The sequence below is a fragment of the Amycolatopsis sp. genome (assembly GCF_035546795.1).
Lineage (GTDB): Bacteria > Actinomycetota > Actinomycetes > Mycobacteriales > Pseudonocardiaceae > Amycolatopsis_E.
Genome location: NZ_DASZWC010000030.1, coordinates 45,924 through 66,541 on the forward strand (window position 1 = coordinate 45,924; position 20,618 = coordinate 66,541).

At 69.9% G+C, this 20,618-nt stretch carries 17 protein-coding genes; 12 read left to right on the forward strand and 5 right to left on the reverse strand.

Going from position 1 to position 20,618, the window contains the following annotated elements; genetic code table 11:
- From VHD82_RS18605 to VHD82_RS18625, 5 genes are all read left to right on the forward strand, one after another.
- Positions 1–552 (forward strand): sigma-70 family RNA polymerase sigma factor, encoded by a 552-nt coding sequence (locus VHD82_RS18605; RefSeq protein ID WP_325705000.1) that lies wholly within the window; start codon positions 1–3, stop codon positions 550–552.
- 75 nt (positions 553–627) lie between these two features.
- Entirely contained in the window at positions 628–2,865 is a 2,238-nt protein-coding gene (locus VHD82_RS18610) for an MMPL family transporter (RefSeq protein WP_325705003.1), read from the forward strand.
- Positions 2,866–2,868: 3 nt separating this feature from the next.
- Positions 2,869–3,912: a peptidyl-prolyl cis-trans isomerase gene (locus VHD82_RS18615; protein ID WP_325705006.1), complete on the forward strand. Its 1,044-nt coding sequence runs from the start codon at positions 2,869–2,871 to the stop codon at positions 3,910–3,912.
- Positions 3,913–3,931: 19 nt separating this feature from the next.
- Complete coding sequence (locus tag VHD82_RS18620; RefSeq protein ID WP_325705009.1) at positions 3,932–4,342, forward strand: hypothetical protein; 411 nt, start codon at positions 3,932–3,934, stop codon at positions 4,340–4,342.
- Between the two features lie 104 nt (positions 4,343–4,446).
- Positions 4,447–6,735, forward strand: coding sequence for an ATP-binding protein (locus VHD82_RS18625; protein WP_325705012.1), 2,289 nt, complete (start codon positions 4,447–4,449; stop codon positions 6,733–6,735).
- A 58-nt stretch (positions 6,736–6,793) separates the two neighbouring features.
- Here the strand turns inward: VHD82_RS18625 and VHD82_RS18630 are convergent, their stop codons facing one another.
- Positions 6,794–8,458, reverse strand: coding sequence for an AMP-binding protein (locus VHD82_RS18630; RefSeq protein ID WP_325705015.1), 1,665 nt, complete (start codon positions 8,456–8,458; stop codon positions 6,794–6,796).
- A gap of 258 nt (positions 8,459–8,716) precedes the next feature.
- Here VHD82_RS18630 and VHD82_RS18635 point away from each other — a divergent pair, with 258 nt between their 5' ends.
- Entirely contained in the window at positions 8,717–9,571 is an 855-nt protein-coding gene (locus tag VHD82_RS18635) for a PaaX family transcriptional regulator C-terminal domain-containing protein (RefSeq protein ID WP_325705018.1), read from the forward strand.
- A gap of 22 nt (positions 9,572–9,593) precedes the next feature.
- Positions 9,594–10,406, forward strand: a complete 813-nt coding sequence (locus VHD82_RS18640) for a PaaI family thioesterase (protein WP_325705021.1) — start codon at positions 9,594–9,596, stop codon at positions 10,404–10,406.
- Between the two features lie 3 nt (positions 10,407–10,409).
- On the opposite strand, the gene VHD82_RS18645 is transcribed toward VHD82_RS18640, so the two are convergent.
- Positions 10,410–11,447, reverse strand: a complete 1,038-nt coding sequence (locus VHD82_RS18645; RefSeq protein WP_325705024.1) for a nitronate monooxygenase family protein — start codon at positions 11,445–11,447, stop codon at positions 10,410–10,412.
- A gap of 124 nt (positions 11,448–11,571) precedes the next feature.
- Here VHD82_RS18645 and VHD82_RS18650 point away from each other — a divergent pair, with 124 nt between their 5' ends.
- Genes VHD82_RS18650 through VHD82_RS18665 form a run of 4 tightly spaced genes read left to right on the forward strand, consistent with a single transcriptional unit; the run spans position 11,572 to position 15,257 of the window.
- The gene (locus tag VHD82_RS18650; protein WP_325705027.1) at positions 11,572–12,714 is read left to right on the forward strand and encodes a 2-hydroxyacyl-CoA dehydratase family protein; all 1,143 of its coding nucleotides are present in this window, start codon (positions 11,572–11,574) and stop codon (positions 12,712–12,714) included.
- A 29-nt stretch (positions 12,715–12,743) separates the two neighbouring features.
- Positions 12,744–14,114 carry a 2-hydroxyacyl-CoA dehydratase family protein gene (locus VHD82_RS18655; protein ID WP_325705031.1) on the forward strand — a complete coding sequence of 457 codons (1,371 nt, stop codon included), beginning with the start codon at positions 12,744–12,746 and terminating at the stop codon, positions 14,112–14,114.
- Positions 14,111–15,034 carry an acyl-CoA dehydratase activase gene (locus VHD82_RS18660; RefSeq protein ID WP_325705034.1) on the forward strand — a complete coding sequence of 308 codons (924 nt, stop codon included), beginning with the start codon at positions 14,111–14,113 and terminating at the stop codon, positions 15,032–15,034. The genes VHD82_RS18655 and VHD82_RS18660 overlap by 4 nt, the downstream gene beginning before the upstream one ends.
- 25 nt (positions 15,035–15,059) lie before the next feature.
- The gene (locus VHD82_RS18665) at positions 15,060–15,257 is read left to right on the forward strand and encodes a hypothetical protein (protein WP_325705037.1); all 198 of its coding nucleotides are present in this window, start codon (positions 15,060–15,062) and stop codon (positions 15,255–15,257) included.
- Here the strand turns inward: VHD82_RS18665 and VHD82_RS18670 are convergent.
- Positions 15,254–16,423 (reverse strand): epoxide hydrolase, encoded by a 1,170-nt coding sequence (locus VHD82_RS18670; RefSeq protein ID WP_325705040.1) that lies wholly within the window; start codon positions 16,421–16,423, stop codon positions 15,254–15,256. The genes VHD82_RS18665 and VHD82_RS18670 overlap by 4 nt on opposite strands.
- A gap of 81 nt (positions 16,424–16,504) precedes the next feature.
- Here VHD82_RS18670 and VHD82_RS18675 point away from each other — a divergent pair, with 81 nt between their 5' ends.
- The gene (locus VHD82_RS18675; RefSeq protein ID WP_325705043.1) at positions 16,505–17,068 is read left to right on the forward strand and encodes a CGNR zinc finger domain-containing protein; all 564 of its coding nucleotides are present in this window, start codon (positions 16,505–16,507) and stop codon (positions 17,066–17,068) included.
- On the opposite strand, the gene VHD82_RS18680 is transcribed toward VHD82_RS18675, so the two are convergent.
- Both VHD82_RS18680 and VHD82_RS18685 read right to left on the reverse strand, forming a co-directional pair.
- Positions 17,069–17,497: a VOC family protein gene (locus VHD82_RS18680; RefSeq protein ID WP_325705046.1), complete on the reverse strand. Its 429-nt coding sequence runs from the start codon at positions 17,495–17,497 to the stop codon at positions 17,069–17,071. It lies immediately after the preceding gene.
- Positions 17,498–17,577: 80 nt separating this feature from the next.
- Positions 17,578–20,535, reverse strand: a complete 2,958-nt coding sequence (locus VHD82_RS18685) for an AfsR/SARP family transcriptional regulator (protein WP_325705049.1) — start codon at positions 20,533–20,535, stop codon at positions 17,578–17,580.
- Positions 20,536–20,618: the final 83 nt, after the last annotated feature.

Here is a 20,618-nt window from a genome sequence, read left to right on the forward strand (position 1 = left end):
ATGGACACGGTCGAGCAGTCGAGCATGGACGCGGACTGGCTCGCGGATGTGTACCGCCGGTGCCGTGCCGACGTGTACCGCTACGTCCGCACCTGGGCGGTGAGCCCGGCGTCGGCGGAGGACTTCGTGAGCGAGACCTTCCTGCGCGCGGCAAGGAACGCGGTGACGCTCAAGCACCGGCCGGACAGCATCGTGCCCTGGCTGCTGCGGGTGGCGAAGAACATCATCCTCGACGATCGCAAGTCCGCGCGTTCGCGGCGGCTGGTGATGACCGGCGAGCTGCCCGAGTCCGCCGTCGAGGACGAGCCGGTCGAGGACCGGCTGGCGCGCGGCAGCGTCATCGCCGAAGTCGGCCGGTGCGTGAGGCGGCTGAACCAGGCGCAGCGCCGGTGCCTCGAACTGCGGTTCGCCGACGGCCGCTCGGTGGCGGAAACCGCGGTGCTGATGAACAAGTCCGAGAACGCCGTCAAGCAGCTGCAGCACCGGGCGCTGGGACGGCTCGGCGGACTGCTCACCGTGGCACTGCAGTCATTTGACGACCTCTATTACTGAGTGTCATGAGCTGTTGACTATCCACAATGGCCTGGCTATCGTGACCGGGCTCACTGCGAAGGGGTGGTGGACGTGATGCGCGGTCGGACCGGCAAGCGCGTGCTGGCCGCCGTACTGGCGGCGGCCGCGATCGCGGCCGTCGCCTCGGGCCTGCTGCGGCTGCGCGTGGAGACCACCGTCGACTCGTTCCTGCCGGCCGGTGACCCGTCGGTGACCGCGCTCGCGGACAATGCCCGCACCTTCGGTGGTGACCCTGTCGTCGTGCTGCTCGAATCCCAGCAGCCCCAAGGATTGTTGCTGGGGGACGGCCGGCTCGCCGCACTCATGCGCCTGGAAGGCGAACTCGCGCACCTACCCGATGTGGCCACCGTCTACGGGCCGGCCACGATCCTGAACCAGATCGCGATCACGTCGCAGGACATGCTCGCGCGGCTGAGCGGGACGCGCGACGGGCTGCGGGCGCGGGCCGAGGCGGACGCGCGCGGAAAGGGAATGTCCGCGACCGCGGTCAAGGCGGCGGGTGACGCGGCGACCGCGGACTTCGATCGCAGGTACGGCGCGCTGCTCGTCCGCGGCCTGCCTGCCGGGCTGCCCACCACCAGCAACCCTGACTTCGTGCGGAACGTGATCTACGACGGTGCAGGTGATCCGCGGGCGCGCTGGCATTTCGTGGTGCCGACGCCGGACAGCGTCGCGGTACTGGTCCGGCCCCGCGAAGGGCTCGACGAGCCCGGCACGCGGCGGCTGGTGTCCTCGGTCCGGGACGAGGTCGGCAAGGCCGGCCTGGCCACGAGCCGGGTCACCGTCACCGGGATCCCGGTCGTCACCGCGGCGGTGACCGACGAAGCGACCGGCGAGATCCCGCTGATCGGTGCGCTCGCCGTGGTGATCCTGCTCGTGCGCTTCCTGCTGGTGGGCAGGCGGGAAAGCCTGCTGCGCCGGTTGTGGCCGCTGGCCGCCGCGCTGCTGGGAAGTGTGCTGACGCTGGCGGTGTTCGGCTGGGCCGGTGTCCCGGTTTCCTTCGGTGCCATCGTGTTGCTGCCGTTGCTGCTGGGGATCGGCAGCTCCTTTCCGCTCTACCTGAGCGCGGTCGCCGATCGCCGCAAGGTCGTGGTGATGTCGCTGGCGAGCGCGGCCGCGTTCGCGTCGCTGGCGATCTCGCCCCTGCCGTTCGTCCGCGAGCTCGGTCTCGCGCTCGGGCTCGGTGTCGTGCTCACCGTGGGCGCCACCCTGTTGCTCGGCCGCCGGTTCGAACCGTCCACATCGGACAGTTCGCGGAGCGTGCGCACGATCCGGGGTCCGAAACGGTGGGTGGCGGGCGCATGCCTTCTCGCCGTCGCGGCGGCGGGCTGGATCCTGTTGCCGCGCCTGGACGTCCGCGCGAGCCCGGAGGACGTCGCGCGGGGACTGCCCGCGCTGGACCAAGCGCGTTACGCGGAACAAGTGCTCGGGTCCTCCGGCGATCTCAGCGTGCGGCTCCGCGGGCCGGACACCCAGAGCCCGGCGTCGCTGCAGTGGCTCGCACAGGCGCAGGACGTGGCCATCGCGCGCTTCGGTGACCGGCTCCGGCCGATCATCACCGCGCCGGACCTGCTGGGCTTTCTCGGCGCGGCACCCACCCCGGACCAGGTCGCCGCCGGGCTGCAGTTACTGCCGCCCTACCTGACGTCGGCGGTGTTCAGCCCGAACGGCGATCAGGCGCTGCTGACCTTCGGCCTCAAACTGCAGGATCTCGGTTCGCAGGCCGGGTTGCTCCAGGACCTGCGCGCCGCACTGCCGCCGCCGCCCGCGGGGCAGCAGGCCGACCTCGTCGGACTGCCGGTCGCGGCGGCACAGGCCTACGACCAGGTGCGCTGGGACCGCTACCCGGCGAACCTCGCGGGCATCCTCGCCGCGGGAATCGTGCTGGTGTGCGGGCTGCGCCGCCGCGGCGACGCCTGGCGTGCCGTCCTCGCCGCGGTGCTCGCCACCGGCTGGACGGTCGCCGCCGTGTGGGCGCTGGGCCAGTCACTGAGCCCGCTCACGGTCGCGCTGGGTTCCCTGGCGACCGTCACGGCTTGCGAGTTCACGATCCTGCTGCTCGACGACGCCTGCCCGAGACGAGTGGTGGGCTGGGCGTGCGTGACCTCCGCGCTCGGTTATCTCGCGCTCTCGCTGTCCCGGATCGGCCTGCTCCGCGAGTTCGGCCTGACCCTCACCGCGACGGTCGTGGTGTCCTACCTCGCCGCGCTCGCGTGTGTCCATTTCGGACGGAGACCCGGCACCCGCGAGCGGCTCGTCCCTGATGCGAAAGCGGATTTGGTGGAGGTATAGCGCATGAAGCTCCAGGTTCCCGGTTTCCTGCGGCAGGTGACGCTGGTGCCGTCCGGGCGCAGAACGCAGGCGGCGCTCGCGGCCGTGCTGGTCCTGCTCGGCGGCGGCTCGGGCGCGAACCTGACCATGCGGGCACTCGACGCGCTGCCGGACGGGGCCGCGTTCCGGGCCGGCGGCACCGTGGTCACCCAGGAACAGCTCCAGCAGCGGGTCAACGTCATGGAGCTGCTCTACGGGGTGCAGCAGCCCTCGGACCCGGCGGCGGCCGATCAGTTCCGGCGTTCCGTGGCCAAGGCCGTTGCCGTGAGCATGGTCGTGGACGACGCGGCGCGCGACGCGGGCATCGTCATCGCGGACAAAGCGGCCAGCGATCAGCTCGACAAGCTGGTCAGTGACGACGGCACCGACCGCAAGACCTTCGTCCAGCAGCTCGGCGGGCATGGAGTGTCCGAACAGGACGTGCTGGACGAGATCAAGCGCCAGCAAGCGGGCGCGCGGTTGTTCCAGCAGGTCACCGCGCCGGTGAAAGCCACGACCGACGCCGACGCGCAGCACTACTACGACGCCAACCGCGCGCAGATGGTCTCGCCTGAGCAGCGCGAGCTGGCCAACATCGTCGTGACGTCCCAGGATCAGGCGCAGTCCGTCGCGCAGCAGGCCCGCTCCGGGGCGGACTTCGGCACGCTGGCCGGCCAGTACTCGATGGACGGCAGCACCAAGGGCAGCGGCGGCTCGCTCGGCACGGTGGCGGCGAGCCAGCTCGACGCCACCTATGCGAAAGCCGCGTTCGCCGCGCCCGCCGGCTCGGTGTTCGGGCCGGTGCAGACCCAGCAGGGCTGGAACGTCGGCCGGGTCGGCGCGGTGCACCCCGGCACGCCGATGACGTTCGACCAGCTCAAGGACGCGATCAAGACCAAATTGGACAATGACGCCAAACTGAAGGTCTGGGACGACTTCCTGGTCACCAGGATCAAGGCCGCGGACGTGCGGTACGCGCCCGATTACCTGCCGGCCGACCCGGACGCACCACCCGCGGCCGGTCAGTAGCAGCAGAAGGAGGACAACGGTGCTAGCTCTCATTTTCGCGGTGGCGGCCGGGATCTGCCTGGCGGCCGGCTGGTGGCTCGGGCAGGTCGTGCTGGTCTACGCCGCGCTGGGCACGTCCGCGGCGGGACTCCTGCTCGTCCTGGTGCAGGTGTGGCGCCGGCGGAAGGCCGCGGCGCCGGCCGAAGACGTCGAGCACGACGAAGAGGACACCGGCGAGGTGACCGAGGAGGTGACCGAGGTGGCCGCCGTCGAGGACGAGGACGACGTCGTCTTTGTCCTACCAGGGCGAAAGCGCTTCCACGTCGCGGGCTGCCGGCTGCTCAAGGACCGGGAGGCCGAGGAGCTGACTTTGGCCGAGGCCGAGGAGGAGTCGTTCACACCGTGCACGGTCTGCGCCGAGAGCGCCGTCGTGGAACTCGTCGGGCGCTGATTCTCGGCAGACTTCGCGCGGCAGAGAATTTCGGCGTGGCGTGCCGATCGGTTACGCTGTTCCCTGTTCGCGCAACGGTGCGCCGACAAGGGATGTGAGTTCGTTTGTGCCCGCAGAGAACCGCTCTCGACAACGACCTGACCAGCTTTGTCGGGCGCCGCAAGGAGATCGCGGCGCTCAAGACCGTCATCTCGTCGAGCAGGCTGGTCACGCTGACCGGTGTCGGTGGCGTGGGCAAGACCAGACTCGCCAGGCGCGTGGGCCGGGAGCTGACCGCCGGATTCCCGCATGGCGTGTGGTTCGTCGACCTGGCCCGCGCGGCCGAGCCGGGGCTGGTCGCGAACGTCGTGGCCGAGGCGCTCGGCGTGCCGGACCAGTCGGCGCTCTCGCCCGAGTCGGCGCTGGTCGAGTTCCTGGCCGAGCGGAAACTGTTGCTGATACTGGACAACTGCGAACATCTGCTGCAGGCGTGCGCGGCACTGGTGGCCACCGTGCTGCGCGCGGCCGACGGCGTCGTCGTGCTCGCCACCAGCCGTGAGTCGCTGGGTGTACTGGGCGAGCACAGCTGGCCCGTGCCGCCACTGTCCATGCCGGATCTGGCCAACGTGGCGCCCTCGAAAGGGGGCTACGTCTACGGGTACGAGGCCTTGGAGCTGCTCGAAGAACGGGCTCGCGCGGTCCGGCCCGATTTCACGCTCGGCCCGGCGTCCCGGCCGGTCGCGGCACAGCTGTGTCAACGGCTCGACGGTCTGCCGCTGGCGATCGAGCTCGCCGCGGTCCGGTTGCGGGCCATGTCGCTGGAACAGATCGTCTCGCGGCTGGAAGACCGGTACCGCCTGCTGTGCACCGGCAACCGCGGCGGGCCGGCGCGGCATCAGACCCTGCGCGGCGCGGTGGACTGGAGCTTCGACCTCTGTTCCGAAAGTGAGAAAGCCCTGTGGGCAAGGCTTTCGGTGTTCGCGGGTGCGTTCGCGCTCGTGGACGCGGAGGTGGTCTGCGCGGACGAGAGCATCGCGCGGGAGGAGATCTTCGAGGTGCTCTCCAGCCTCGTCGAGAAATCCATCGTGCTGCGCGAGGGCACCGACGAGCATCCCCGGTACCGCCTGCTGGAAACCATCAAGGCCTACGGCCATGAGCGGCTCGTGGCCGACGGCGCCGCCGTCGCGGCGAGCCGCCGGCATCGTGACTACTACCTGGACCTCGCCGAGCGCAGCGAAGCAGGCTGGTTCGGCGCCGACCAGGTGCGCTGGTGCGCACGACTGCAGGACGCGCAGGCCAACTTCTGGACCGCGCTGGATTTCTGCCTGACGACACCGGGCGAAGTGTCCATCGGCTTGCGCATGGCGGGAGCCCTGATCTTCTTCTGGAACGCGTGCGGTCACCTCAAGGACGGCCGGTACTGGCTCGGGCGGGTGCTGGACGCCGCCGTCGAGCCGTCACGGGAGAAGGCCAAAGCGTTGTGGGTCAACGGGTACGTGGCGATGACGCAGGGCGACAACGCCTCGGCGATGACGAGCTTCGCGAACTGCCTCGAGCTCGCGGCCGCGCTCGACGACCCGGTCGCCCGCGCCTACAGCCAGCAGTTCCGCGGCTCCGCCGAGCAGTTCAAGGGAAACCTGGGCGAGGCGGAGACACTGCTCGCCGACGCGGTGGACGCGCACCGGGCCAGCGGCGCGGTGAACTCCTTGACGTTGCTGGCGGTTTCGCAGCTGGCGTTCGTCTCCTGCCTCGTCGGCAAGGCGGACCGGGCGATCGAGTTGTGCGAGGACGTGCACGCCGTCAGCGCGGTACACGGAGAACAATGGGCGTTGTCGTGGGCGAACTGGGTGCGTGGCCTGGCACAGTGGACACTCGGTGACCACGGGGCGGCCGCGGTCGCGCTCGGTGAGTCGCTGACGGCCAAGCACGCGCTCAACGACCGGCTCGGCATGTCCGCCTGTGTCGAGCTGCTCGCCTGGGTTTCCTGCGAGGATGGCGATTTCCGGCGTGCCGGTCAGTTTCTCGGTGTCGCGGAGGCACTGTGGGCCTCGATCGGGCATCCGCTCTTCGGTTCGGCGAAGTTACTGGCGATCCACGACCAGTACGTCGAGCGCCTGCGCGGCGCGCTGGGCGCGAAGACGTTCGAGCGCTGCCACGCCCACGGCGAGCAGGTGGCGGTCGCGGACGTGCTCACCTTCGTCTCCGAGCGGGCCCCGGCCACGGACGACGAGCCCCGGCTGACGCCCCGGGAGCGGCAAGTCGCCGGGCTGATCGCCGAAGGCCTTACCAACAAACAGATCGCGACCCGGCTGGTGATCTCCCAGCGCACCGCCGAAGGTCATGTGGAGCACGTGCTGGCGAAGCTGGGCTTCCAGTCCCGGGCCCAGGTGGCCGCCTGGTTCGCGACGTTGTAGCACAAAGAAAGGCCGACCGTGCGGCTACGGCCACACGGTCGGCGGGGATTCGACGGGTTCAGCTCGTCACTGGCGCGGCTTCACTGGCGCTGGACGAGCGGACGGCGTCGAAACGGAGCGAGCCCTCCTCGAAACGCTTGTGCAGCAGGAACTTCTGGATCTTGCCGCTCGGCGTGGCCGGCATCTCCTCGACGAACGCCCAGTAGACCGGCGTCTTGTGCGGCGCGATCTCGGACCGAAGGTAGGAGGTCAGCTCGTCCAGGGACGGGCGTTGCGCGCCGCGGTGCAGGGTGACGACCGCGCCGATCTGCTCGCCCCACTTCGGGTCCGGGACGCCGATCACGGCGGCGTATTCGATCGCGGGGTGGTCACCGAGCGCGGCCTCGATCTCGGCCGGGTAGATGTTCAGCCCGCCCCGGATGATCATGTCCTTCATCCGGCCGCGGATCCTGATGAACCCGCGTTCGTCCATCGAACCGAGGTCGCCCATGTGCAGCCAGCCCTCGGCGTCGATCGCCGCCGTGGTCTCGGCCTCCATCCGGAAGTAACCCAGCATGTTCTGGTAGCCGCGGCAGCAGATCTCCCCGGATTCGCCCAGCGCGGCCGGTTCCCCGGTGAGCTGGTCGGCGATCTTGACCTCCAGCTGCGGCAGTGGCTGCCCGACGGTCTCCGCCTGGTCCTCGGGCGAATCGGTCACCCTCGTCTGGCTGATCACGCCATGGGTTTCCGTCTGTCCGAAAAGGATGCTGAACTGACAGTCCAGCAGCTGCTGCGTCTTCCGCACCAGCGACGCCGGCACCGACGCCGCCCCGCTGAGGATCGTCTGCACGCTCGAAAGGTCGCGTTTCGCGCGATCGGGGTGCTCGAGTATCGCGATCAACATGGTCGGCACGACGAGAGTGTGCGTGCCGCGGTAGGTTTCCAGCGCTTCCAGCAGCAGCCCCGGGTCGAAGCCGGGCAGGATCACGAACGTGCCGCGCTTGGCCCAGGCGCCGAACGAGGTCACGGCGCCGCCGCCGATGTGGTACATCGGCATCGCGTTGACGTACACGCCGCCGTCGCTCATGCCGGCCCGTTCGGCGACGTGCCTCGCCTCGTTCACCAGTCCCTTGTGGTGCAGCATCGCGCCCTTGGGGAAGCCGGTGGTGCCGGAGGTGTACTGGATCTGGATCACGTCCTCCGGCCGCACGGCAGGCAGCTCCCGGTCCGGGTCCCCGCTGTCGAGGAACGCGTCCCACTCCTCGAAGGTCACGATCTTCCGCAGTTCGGGCGTTTCCCCGCGGATGTCCTCGATCATTCCGCGCATGTCGAAGCCCCGGTGCTCGGCGGGGCAGAACAGCCCGGCCGCGCCGGACTGCCTGAGCACGAAGCTCATTTCCCGCGCACGGTAAGCGGGATTGAGCGCCACCAGCACCATCCCGGCCAGGGCGACCCCGTGCTGCAGGACGATCCACCTCGCGCTGTTCGGCGCCCAGACGGCGACGCGGTCACCCGGTGCGAACGTGGCCAGCAGAGCCCGCGCGACGCGCTCCGCGTCCGTGAGAAGCTCGGCGTAGGTCCATGCTTCCCGGGCGCCGGTGTCGGGCACGCAGTCGACGAGCGCGAGGCGCTCGGGCACTGTCGCGGCGGCGTGCCGGAGCGTGTCGCACACCGTGGTGTCGTGCACATCCCCTGGCTCGGCAGGCCAGTACGACGTCTCCAGAACCCGGCCGTCGTCGACCATCTCGATACTCCCTTGTATTGATGTGACTCGGGTCACCGAAGTGTACCTATTCGGTCCGACATTGCAAATGGTCAGGCCAAAATTAATGTGACACGAGGGTGATCGTTGTTTCGTAAGATGTCAACCGAAGGGTCCGGTGGCCTCGCCGGCCGGCTCCTGAGGCACGCCCGGGCGTGTGGCGTTTGTCTACACTGCCGCGCCCTCGGTTATCGGGCACGTAAAGTACGACCGGGACCCACCGACCAGCAGGAGGCGCATATGCCGACCCACGGGGCGCTCGAAACCTCGCCACGCGAGTCCGCCGACGCCACCCTGACGCACGGCAGTGCCCGGTCGCTGCTGATCACCGTGCTCGGTGAACTGGTGTGGCGGGCCGGGCAGCCGGTGTGGACCTCGACCCTGGTGCACATCTTCCACGGGCTCGGCATCGAGGAACAGACGGCCCGGCAGGCGATAGCCAGGGCGTCGGCATCCGGCTGGATCACCCCGGAGCGCCACGGGCGCGAGGTGCGCTGGACGCTCACGGACAAGCTCGTGCACATCTTCGAGACCGGTTCCCGCCGGGTCTACTCGCTGAGCGACCCGTTCACGAGCTGGGACGGCACCTGGCTGGCGCTGTGGGCGGTCATTCCCCAGGCGCTCCGCCGCGCCCGCCGGCCGCTGTATGCGGGCCTCACCTGGGCCGGCTTCGGCAACCCGGCGCCGGGGCTGTGGCTGACGCCCCACGTCGAGCGTTCCGGCGAGGTCGGCAGGCTGCTGGAACAGCTCGAACTGACCGAGCACACCTTCGCCTTCACCGGGAACGTCGAGGGCATCGGGATCCCGCAGGACAAGATCGTCGAGCGGGGCTGGGACCTGGCCACCCTGCGGTCCCGGTACGAAAAGGTGTGGCAGGCGATGGACGCCCTGCACCCGGCGACCCCGGACGAGACCCTCTTCACGCACATCCGCCTGATCAGCGAGTGGCAGGAGTTCCCGCGGGTCGACCCCCAACTGCCCGAAGCGATCCTGCCGGACTGGGCCGGCAGGCGCGTCGCCCGGCGGATCGAAGCCTTGCGCGCGCGGTGGACCCCGATCGTGACCAGGCGTTTCGCCGAACTCAACACGCCCTGACCCGCGAACGCGAGGAGCTTGGATGGACACCGTGACGTCGTGTCACGAGTGGCAGGACTACCGCCCCGGCGGTCCCGAGACGATGTTCGCCGTCGACGGCGTGACCGTCGACGGAACCGGCTGCCGGGGATCCATGGCCAGCGGCCCCTGGATGAGCGGGCCGGAGAACGCGGCGGCGCTGGGCGTGCTCGCGGACAACGTGCTCGGGTACGCCCTCATCGCCTCGGCGCCGCCCGGCCGATGGTCGGTCAGCACCGAGATCTCGTTCGATTTCCTCAGTCCGCCGCCTTCGGACGGGACGCGGCTGTCCGCCGAGGGGCGCCTCGTGCACTCTTCGCCGGGGACGGGGCTCGCCGAGGGCGCGGTCTTCGCGTCCGACGGCCGGCCGGTCGCCCGGTGCCGGCAATGGGGACGGTTCCTCGACGAAGGTCCGGCCGGGCCGCCCGGTGAAACCGTGCTCACCGGTCCCTGCAGGTCGGCCGCGGCACTCGCCGGTACCGTCCGTGAAAACGCATCGGCCGTGGACGGCCGTGTCCGGCTTTCGCTGCCCATCGAGGAAGATCTGGTCAATCCACTTCGGACACTGCACGGCGGGATCACGCTGTGGCTCACCGGGCTGCTGGCGGGCCTGGCCGTCGGCTCGGTGGGCGGCCCGCCGGTCCCGGCCTCGCTGAGCGTCAGCTACCTGCGGCCGCTCGTACTCGGGGACGTAGCCACGTTCCGGGCCGAGATCACCAGCAGCGGCCGCAGGCTGGCGGTGACCCAGGTGACGGGGTTCAGCGGAACCGGGAAACCCTGCATCGTCGCACTGGCCCACCACCACGGCTCTCGCTGACGGTCACCGTGTGTCCACAGTGGACGCGGCCAGCGAGCGCAGGATCCCGGCCGCGTCGCCGGCCATGCGCGGCACGAACTCGGCGACGTCGATGAGATCGGTGATCGCGGACGCCACCTGACCGGTCATCACGAGGCTGTTCTCCGTGTCGCCCTCGGTCTGGGCCCGCTGCATGGATTCGATCTTCCACCGGGTCAGTGCGACCGGATCCACGGCCGCGCCGTCCTCGTGCGCGTCGACGAGACGCTGTGATGCGGCGTTGCGCAGCCCGCGGCACGGGCCGTAGACACCGTCGAACGCCACGTCGTCGCCTTCCTTCGCGTCCAGCAGGGCCTGGATGTAGGCGGGATGCCAGTCGGAGTTGGCGGTGCTGGTGATGAACCGGGTGCCCATGGCGACTCCTTCGGCGCCGAGCGTCAGGGCCGCGGCCAGCCCACGGCCGTCCCTCGCCCCGCCGGTGAGCAGGACCGGAACGTCGACCGCTTCGGTCACGTTCGGCACGAGCACGAAGCTGTGCACGGCCTTGCTCGGCGCGTGGCCGCCCATCTCGAACCCGGCGGCGATGACCACGTCGACGCCGGCCTCGGCGGCCTTCACGGCCTGGCGGGTGGAGCCCACCTTGTGCTGGTGGATCATCCCGGCGTCCTTGACGAGCGCGATGTAGTCCCCGGGAAAGCCTGCCGATGTCGTCAGCACCCGCAGCTGCCGTTCGAGCGCCGGGTCGGCCTTACGTGCCTCCAGCGCCGTGCGGATATAGCTGTCGGTGAAAGGGAGAACGTCACCGTTGCTGTCGACTCCGACCGGGATGTTCACCGCGAACGGCCGGTCCGTGAGCCCGGCGCATTCCTCGATGTGCTCGCGGAAGGTGCGGGCGCCCGCCGCGATGTCCTCGGGCATCCCCGGCATCGAGACCGTGCCGAGCCCGCCGGCTTCCGACACTGCCGCGGCCAGCTTCGGCGTGCGGAACGGCCCGAGTCCTTCCTGCACGATCGGGTGCTCGATACCGGTGAGCCGGGTGTAGCGGTTGACGATCGGCGGCATGGCTCGTCTCCTGTTCGACGGTGAACACTTTACGATTCTTGTGATCGGATCACGCGAAGCGTAGAGTAACTTACAGAGTCGAAGAGAGGAACCAGCGACGATGACCGAGACTTCTTCTCGAGCCATGGCGAGACTGGTCGAGGTGGCCCGCGATCCCCGGGCCTACTTCGGGCGGTGGCGCGCCGCGCATCCCGGCCACCCGGTGCTGGCGATCCTGCCGATGAACTTCCCGCGCGAGCTCGCGCACGCGGTGGGCGCGCTGCCGGTGATCGTCCAGGACGATCAGCAGCCGGTCACCGAAGGCCGCGCGCTGCTGGCGGAGTTCTACTGCGGTTACACGCGCAACCTCGCCGACCAGGTGGCGACCGGGCGGTTCGGCGTCTACGACGCGGTCTTCTCGGCGGATCACTGCATCCAGCTGATCGGGGCGGCCGACATCGCGCGCTCGCTGACGCCGGACACGACCGTCTTCCTCGGCATGCTCAACTCGTCCATGAACGACTCATGGGCGCCGCGCCGGGTTTCGGAGATGATCGGGCGGATCCGGGCGGAACTCGAAGCATTCACCGGGAAGACGGTGGAGCCCGAGGCCCTGCGCGAAAGCATCGCCGCGTACAACCGGGGCCGCCGGCTCATCCGGCGGCTACTCGACGAGCGCAGCACCGGGAACGCCGCGTTCAGTCCGGTGGAGCTGCAGGACATCATCACCTCCAGCATGGTGATGGACCCGGAGGAACATGCCGAGCTGCTGGCCGAGGTCCTGCTGGAGCCGCGCAGCGCCGAGCGTGACGACCGGGTGCGGGTGCACCTGTCCGGGCATCTGTGCCACGCGCCGCGGCGCGAGCTGCTCGAGGTCATCGAGGACAGCGGGGCGCTGGTGGTCGACGACGATCTCTACCACGGCCGCCGGTACGTCTCCACGGATGTGCCGGAGACCGGCGACCCGGTCGAAGCGCTCGGGGAGTGGTACGCGCAGCGCAACGTCGCGATCCCGTGCCCCACCAGGGTTCAGCAGGACGTCGACTGGGACGGCTACCTCGTGGACGCCGTGCACGGCAGCCAGGCGGAAGCGGTCATCCATCTGATGCCCAAGTTCTGTGAGCCCCACATGCTCTATTACCCCGAGCTGCGCAAGCGCCTCGACGCCGAGAACATCCCGCAGCTGCAGATCGAGACCGAACACGAAGGCATTCCGCTCGAGTCCTTCCGGACGCGGATCGAGACGCTGGTGGAGCGCGCTCGCCGGCGCCGGCCCGCGCACGTCTGACACCCCATCGACAGGAGAAGAGCCGAAAAATGGTGGACACCATCGAAAAGCCGGCCGTGGACAAGACCAACCGGCTCGGGATCACCCGCGCCGGCGGGCAGATGATCTCGGACTACTGGGAAGACCTCTTCACCGCCCGTGAACAGGGCAAGCAGATCGTCTGGTACAACGGCGGCGCGCTCAACCCGATGTTCCAGGCCGCCGGCCTCGCGTGGTGCCACGGCGAGGCGTTCGCGGCACGGCTGGCCGCCCAGCGGCTGGAGGGCCCGGCGCAGCTGGCGGGCGCCGAATACGGGTACAACGCCGAGCTTTGCTCCTATTCGCGCACCCACCTGGGGTGTTCGGTGCTCACCATCCAGGGCACCGAAGGCGACCAGACGGGCGTGGTCGGAGCGCACGACCAGGAGGTGCTGGCCGCGAAGCTGCCGGCGCCCGACTTCTTCGTCAACAACTACGCGGGGTGCAGCACCGGGCAGCAGTGGGACGGGATCTCCTACCGCGTCTTCGGCAAGAAGCTCCCCATTTTCAACATCTCGCACCCGTTCCTCTGGGGAAACCGGCCGGATTCCGGCTACCTCAAGGGCGAGGAGTGGGAGGACGCGTCCAAGTTCGTCGCCGAGCAGCTGCGGAACCTCATCGAGTTCCTGGAACAGCAGACCGGGCGGCCGTTCGACTACGACGCGCTCGCCGAGAGCATGACCTACATCAAGCGCGCCGCCGAGCTGCGCCGTGAAGGTCTGGACCTGTGCAAGGCCAAGCCCGCGCCCGCCACGTTCTGGGACTGGATCGCCAGCGTCGCGCCGATCAACTTCCTGCCGGGCAACCAGGATCTGGTCGACTACTTCGCGGCCGTGCGCGACGAGATCCAGGGCCGGATCGACAACGGCATCTCCGCGGTGCGGGACGAGAAGTACCGGCTGTACTTCGACGGCATCATGAACTGGAACAAACTCGGCTTCCTGTCCCGGAAGTTCGCCGAGTACGGGGTGGCCGTGCTGGCCGGGCGCTACATCCAGAACGCCTTCTGGCAGGAGCCGCAGCTGATCGACACCAAGGACCCGATCATGGGCATGGCGCAGCACTATCTGTTGTGCCCCACCAACCACGGTGCGAAGACGCTGGAATACCTGACCTTGCGGGACTGCCAGGAGTACGACCTCGACGGGCTCGTCTTCCACTCCACGCGCACCTGCCGCGCCTTCACCGGGCCGCAGCGGCTGCTCGCCAAGTCGGCACAGGACAAGCTGGGCATCCCGTCGATCTTCTTCGAAGGTGACGTGGCGGACGCGTCGTTCTACAAGGACGGAATCCTCGAGAGCAGGCTGGTGGCCATGCTGGAGGCGATCGACGTGCGCAGGCAGCGCGGCTCGTTGCCTGCCGGGTTCAGCGCGTTCGCATGACCGGCTACTACCTGGGGGTCGACCTCGGGTCGACCACCGCCAAGGCTGTCGTCGCCGACGACGCCGGCGCGATCGCCGGCACCAGCGTCATCCAGATGGGCGCGGTGAGCCGGAAGGGTATGCACCAGGCCATCGAAGCCGCACTGGCCGACGCCGGGATCACCGAAGGCGACGTGGCGGGCACGGTGTCGACCGGGTACGGGCGCAAGCTCGTGCCCGGCGCGCACCGGACGTTCACCGAGATCACGTGTCACGCCAGGGGCACTGCGGCGATGTGCCCCGGGGTGAGGCTGATCATCGACATCGGTGGCCAGGACAGCAAGGCGATCACCGTCGACGGGGACGGCCTGGTGGATGACTTCGCCATGAACGACAGGTGCGCCAGCGGGACGGGCCGGTTCTACGACGTGCTGGCGCGTGCGCTCGAATGCGACATCGAAACCCTCGGTGAACTCGCGCTCAGTGGCAAGCAGGACCTCGAAGTCAGCAGTATGTGCGCCACCTTCGCCGAAACCGAGATCGTCTCCATGCTCGCGGAAGGGCTGCCGTCGCCGGACATCGCCGCGTCCGTGCATCGCGCGATCGCGGGCCGGACACTGGCTTTGGTGGCGCAGGTGGGACGGCACTCCCCGGTCGTGATGACCGGTGGCGTCGCCCAGAACCCGGCCGCGGTGTGGTATCTGGAGCGGGCCCTGAACCTCGAAGTGCGGGTGCCGGAGCGCCCGCAGATCACCGGCGCCTACGGGGCCGCCCTGCTGGCCAGGGAATCCGCCGCGCCGGTGCCGCCGCCGGGGCAGGACGCCGACACCGGCATCAGCCTGTTTCCGCACTCCGGCGAGGGGCATTCGTGCGCCGGGTGTGACGGCACCGCGGGCGGTGCCGTCCACCTCGGGGCGACGATCGGCCTTCGCCGCGGCTGATGCGGGCGGGCGAACAGGGCCACGGATGCTGAACGCGTTTCGTGCCGCCTGCGTGCCGCTGTCCGCGCCGGCGGCCTGGGACCCGGGCCCCTCAGTGTCCATTGTGGACGATGTCGGCGCCGCGAACAGCGAGGAGATCCATGGCGCCGCGCTGTCTGTCGCGGGGTGGCTGGGCTGTCGCATCGTTTCCACCGGGCAGGTCGTGTCCGGGATCGTCGCCTAACCGGCGGCCAGCACCGCCGCGAGGCCTTCCCGCAGGTCCTTGACGAAATACCCGGGAACCTCCAGTGACGGGAAATGTCCGCCGGTTCCGGGCGAGCGCCACCGGACGATCCGCCGGTACCGCTGCTGTGCCCACGGGCGCGGGCATTTCTCGATGTCGCGGGGATACACGGTGATCGCCGACGGGACGTCGACCCGGAGTCCGGGGTCCAGCGAGTCGTGGCTTTCGTAGTAGATGCGGGCCGACGACGCGCCGGTCCGCGTGAGCCAGTACAACGTGACGTCGTCGAGAACGCGGTCCCGGGAAATCGTCTCGAACGGGCTGTCGTCGGTGTCCGACCACTCGGCGAACTTGTCGAGGATCCAGGCGAGCAGCCCGGCCGGTGAGTCGACGAGCGAGTAGCCGATGGTCTGCGGCCGGGTCGCCTGCTGCTTCGCGTAGGCCGCGCGGTAGCGCCAGAAATCGCGGGTTTCTTCCGTCCACACGCGCTCGTCCGCCGTCAGCCCGTCGGTGGTCAACCCGGGCGGGGCCTGCGCGGTCGTGGTGTGGATGCCGAGGACGTGCGCCGGGAACCTGCCGCCGAGAACCGTGGTGATCACCCCTCCCCAGTCGCCGCCGTGGGCGGCGAACCTGCGGTAACCGAGCCTGCCCATCAGTTCCACCCATGCGGCCGCGATCTTTTCGATCCCCCACCCGGTGCCGGCCGGCCTGTCGCTGAAGCCGAAGCCCGGCAACGACGGGACCACGACGTGGAACGCCGGCGCGGCCGCGTCTGCCGGCTCCGCCAGCTCGTCCACTACGTCGACGAACTCGGCGATGCTGCCCGGCCAGCCGTGCGTCAGGATCAGCGGAGTGGCGTCCGCGCGCGCGGACCGGCGGTGCAGGAAGTGGATGCCCAGACCGTCGATGGTCGTGCGGAACTGGCCGATCCGGTCGAGGCGCTGTTCGAACGGCCGCCAGTCGTACCCGGTGCGCCAGTAGCCCACGACCTCGACGAGGTCGGCGAGCGGAACGCCCTGGCCCCACCGGCAAGGACCGGGCGCCGCGCGACGGACCGTCTCGGCCTCCGGCAGCCGCGCCGCGGCCAGTCGCGCACGCAGATCGTCGAGGTCGGCGTCAGTCGCGTGGGCTTCGAATGCTTGCACCTCGCTGGTCGGACTGGGCATGAGACCTCCTGGTCAGATGGAACCGGCTAAGACGGTTCTAACACGCCTTGGTGCCGAGGTGCAACCTGCTAAGGTGGTTCCATGCCTGCCGGGTTTCCTGACTTCCGTCTGGGGAACGTGCTGGCGACCAGCTTCACGGGGACTCTGTCGGAGCGTCATGGCGACGCCCTGGAGCGCATTCCCACGCCGCAACGGCTCCTCGACTGGCTGGCGGTGAACGGCCTCGCGGTGGAGTCCTGTACCACCGCCCAGCTCGAACTCGCCTGGGAACTCAGGGAATCGATTCACGCCGTCGCGACAGCCGCCGCGATCCACGACGCTCTCCCGGCGCCTGCCGTGCAAGTCATCAATGACCGCAGCGTTCAGGGCAGGGCCGCGGCCATCCTGACGCTCGATGGCGACCGGCACTGGCGGCTCGGCCCGGCTTCCCGCGTGGAAGATGCCCTCGGCGTCATCGCCGCCGACGCGATCAGCGTCATCGCGGGCGAACGAGACGGAAGACTGGCCTTGTGCGCCTCACCGACGTGCCAGGCCGCCTTCTTCGACACCAGCCAGAGCCGCACCCGGAAATGGTGCGACATGAACACGTGCGGGAATCGCCAGAAGAAGGCGCGCTTCTACGCCAACCACCGCGCAAAGCCGTAGTCAGCCCAGCTGCTCGGTCAGCCCGGCGACGATGCCCTCGGGGCCGCGGACATAGCAGAGCCGGTAGATGTCCTTGTACCGCACCACTTCGCCCACGAGTTCGGCGCCGCGCACGCGGGCCAGGACGTCGTCGAGGTCGTCGACCATGAACATGACGCGGCCCGTGCCCAGGCTGTTCACCGGCGCGTGCCCGGGGCCGGTGGCCGCCGGGGTGTGGAACTTCGACAGCTCCACCCGGCCGTGGCCGTCCGGGGTCTTCACGACGGCGATGTCCGCCCGCACGCCCTCCAGTCCGAGGAGGCCGTCCACCCAGTCACCCTCGACTGTGGTCCTGCCTTCCAGCTCCAGGCCGAGTTCGGCGAAGAACGCGATCGCGGCTTCGAGATCCTCGACGACGATGAGAACAGTGTCCATCCGCTGGACCGCCATGGTGAGCTCCTTCGTCCGGTACGGCCACGGTGGCCGCGTCCGCCCCTGGGACGGAGCCGGTGCGCCGTTCTCGACATCGCTCACCCGTCCAGTAGCGCACGCACCGTCGCGGCTTCGTGGGCTCCGATCCCGGACAGGTCCTGCCACGCCTTTTCCCACGCCGTTCGCGCGCCCGGGGCGTCACCGGCCGCGGCCAGGTGGCGGCCCAGGCTGAGCAGGGACTTTCCCCGCCAGCGAGGATCGCCGGCGGTGCTGAGATAGGCCACGCCCCGGTCCAGCCGGGCACGCCCGGCCGCCGGCTCGCCCAGCGCCAGCCGGATGTCGCCGAGCAGCACGTCCGTGCAGGCCAGGCCGTGGGCGTCCCGCGTCCGGCCGAGGATTTCCGCGGACTGCAGGGCATGATCGAGTGCTTCGGGGAGGTCGCCCGCTGCCAGCGCGACCCAGCCGAGGCAACGGAGCGTGGCGCCTTCCCGCCTGCCGTCGCCCACGCTCCTGAGGGCTTCGAGGCTGGCCGTCAGCTGTTCGACCGCGGCCGCGTGGTTTCCTTCCTCCTGGTGGATGATGCCGAGCTCGCGTCCGCTGGCCGCCTCCCACCGCACGTCTCCGAGCGAGCGGTACGTGGCGATGGCCTCGCTCAGGCACTTCTTCGCTTCCGCCCACCGGCCCCGGTAACGGTGCAGCACCCCGGACTCCCGCAGGGCGTAAGCACGCCACCGCGGCGCGGCCAATGAGTCCAATCTGGACAGACAACCCGCGAAGTAGGACGCCGCCTCGTCCCAGCGCCCCAGCAACCGGTGGGACACGCCCACCGACAGCAGGGTGACCACCTCCAGTAACGGGTCGCCCGCACGCGGCAGGATCGCCAGGCCTTCCCCGAAGGCGCGCTTCGCGGTCGCGAAGTCCCGGGTCTCCCTTGCCGCGAGCCCGAGCGCGAACAAGGCGTAGGCGGTCCAATAAGGACTGTCCATTCTGACCGCCGCGGCGTGGCTGAGTTCCGCCACGTGCTTCAGATCGCTCCACTGCGCGCGCAGTTCCAGGAACGCCGCCACGATCGCCGAGAGCCGGCACGTCGTCGAATCGTCGCGGGACGCCGCGGCCAGTTCCACGGCGTGGACGATCGAGGGGTGCTCGTCGGCCAGCCACGCCGGCGCGTTGCGGTCCACCTCCTGCTCCAGCCCGGGCGCGTCCAGCGCCAGCGGGGGAGGGGTGAACCGGTGCAGCCCGCCGAACTCCAGCCGGGCATCCGCGCGTTTCCCGAGGTACAGATAGGCGTCGGTGAGCCGGGACCAAGCCTCCGCGCGCTCGGGCGGCGAGAGCATTTCCTTGGCGTACAACCGGATCAGGTCGTGGAAGTGGTACCTGGTCGGCGTGAACTCGCCGCGGCCGCATTCCAGCAGGTTCACGTCCACCAGGCCTTCCAGCAGCCGTTCGGTGGTCCGGAAGTCCTCCTGGAGAGCCGCGGACGCCGCCCAGGCCGCGAATCCGGTGTCCGGCAGGGTTGCGAGCAGCCGGAAAGCGCGCTGCTGCGCGGGTTCCAGGCCGGCGAAGCTGAGCAGGAAGCTCGCCCGGACCTCCCGGTCGCCGCCGACCAGCTCGTCCAGGCGCCCGTTTTCGTCTTCCAGCCGGGCGGCCAGGTCGGCGACCGTCTGATGTGGACGGGACCGCAGCTTCGTGCCCACGATCCGCAGTGCCAGGGGCAGGCCGCCGCAGAGCCGGACGATCTTGCGGGCGGCCGCGTGCTCCGCCGGGACGCGCGGCGCCAGCCCGCTCAGCAGCGCGAGGGCGTCCTCGCCGGCCAGGCCGTCGAGGTCGATCAGGCCGCGCAGGTCCAGTCCGGTCAGGCGGCGGCGGCTGGTGATCAGCACGCCGCACTCCGGGTTCCCGGGGATCAGCGGGCGCAGCTGCTCCTCGTCCGCCGCGTTGTCCAGTACCACCAGGACGCGGCGGCCGGCGGTCCGGTCCCGGAACAGCCCGGTGCGTTCCTCCAGCGAGGCCGGGAGATCCGGGCCCGCGACCCCGAGGTCGCGCAGGAACCGGGCCAGCACCTCCGCCGGGTCGCGCGGCGGGTACCCGGCGCCGTGCAGGTCGACGAACAGTTGCCCGTCCGGGAACCGCGCGGCGAGGCGGTGGGCGGCGCGCACCGCGAGCGCTGTCTTGCCCAGCCCTGGCTTGCCGGTGATCGCGACCACCCCCGGCGCCCGGCTTCCGGCGCCGAGCAGGGTGTCCAGGGTGTCGAGGTGGTCCTGGCGGCCGGTGTAGTGATCGACGTCCGGCGGAAGTTGGCGGGGCCCGGCGAACGGCCGCAGCGACGGGTCGTCGCGCAGGATCCGCACCTGGAGCTCACGCACCGCGGGCGCCGGTTCGATGCCCAGCTTGTCGTCGAGATGCTGGTAAAGCCGCTGGTACGTGGCCAGTGCCTCGGGCGTGCGATCGAGGCGGTGCAGGGCGAGCATCAGCTTGGCCACCAGCTGCTGGCGCAGCGGGCACCCGGCGGCCGCTTCGGCGAGCTCGTGGATGATCTCGGCCTGCCGGTCGAGCCGGAGGTATGCCTCGAACCTGTCCTCCAGCGCGCCCAGCCGTTCCTCCTCCAGCGGCGCGGCCACCCGGAGCCGGACTTCCTCGGGCGCCACCGAACTGAGCGCGGGCCCCTCCCAGAGCGCCAGCGCCTCCTCCAGCAGCTCGATCCGGCGTTCGCCCGCCGCGGCCCGCGCCCGCGTGCACAGGGCGCGGAACCGGAAGACGTCGACCAGCATGGGGTCGAGGCGCAGCTGATAGCCGGAGCCTTCGCGCACCAGCGTGATGTCCTCGCGCCCGGCGAAGGTCGCGCGCAGGCGGCTGATCTGGGTGTGGATCACGGCCCTGGCGGTGTCCGGCGCTTCCCCGTCGGGCCAGGCCAGTTCGATCAGCCGGTCCGCCGGCACGTGTTTGTTGGCCTGCAGCAACAACATCGCGAGGACGAACCGCTGCTTGCGGACGCCGAGGTCGACGGGTCGGCCGTCCAGGACCGCCCGCACCGGCCCGAGCACTGAGAAGTTCATAGTCGGATCGCACCTTACGGGAGCGCCTGTACCGATCGGGCGATTGTTAGAAACTTGTTGGCCCGCTGTCCGTACCATAACGC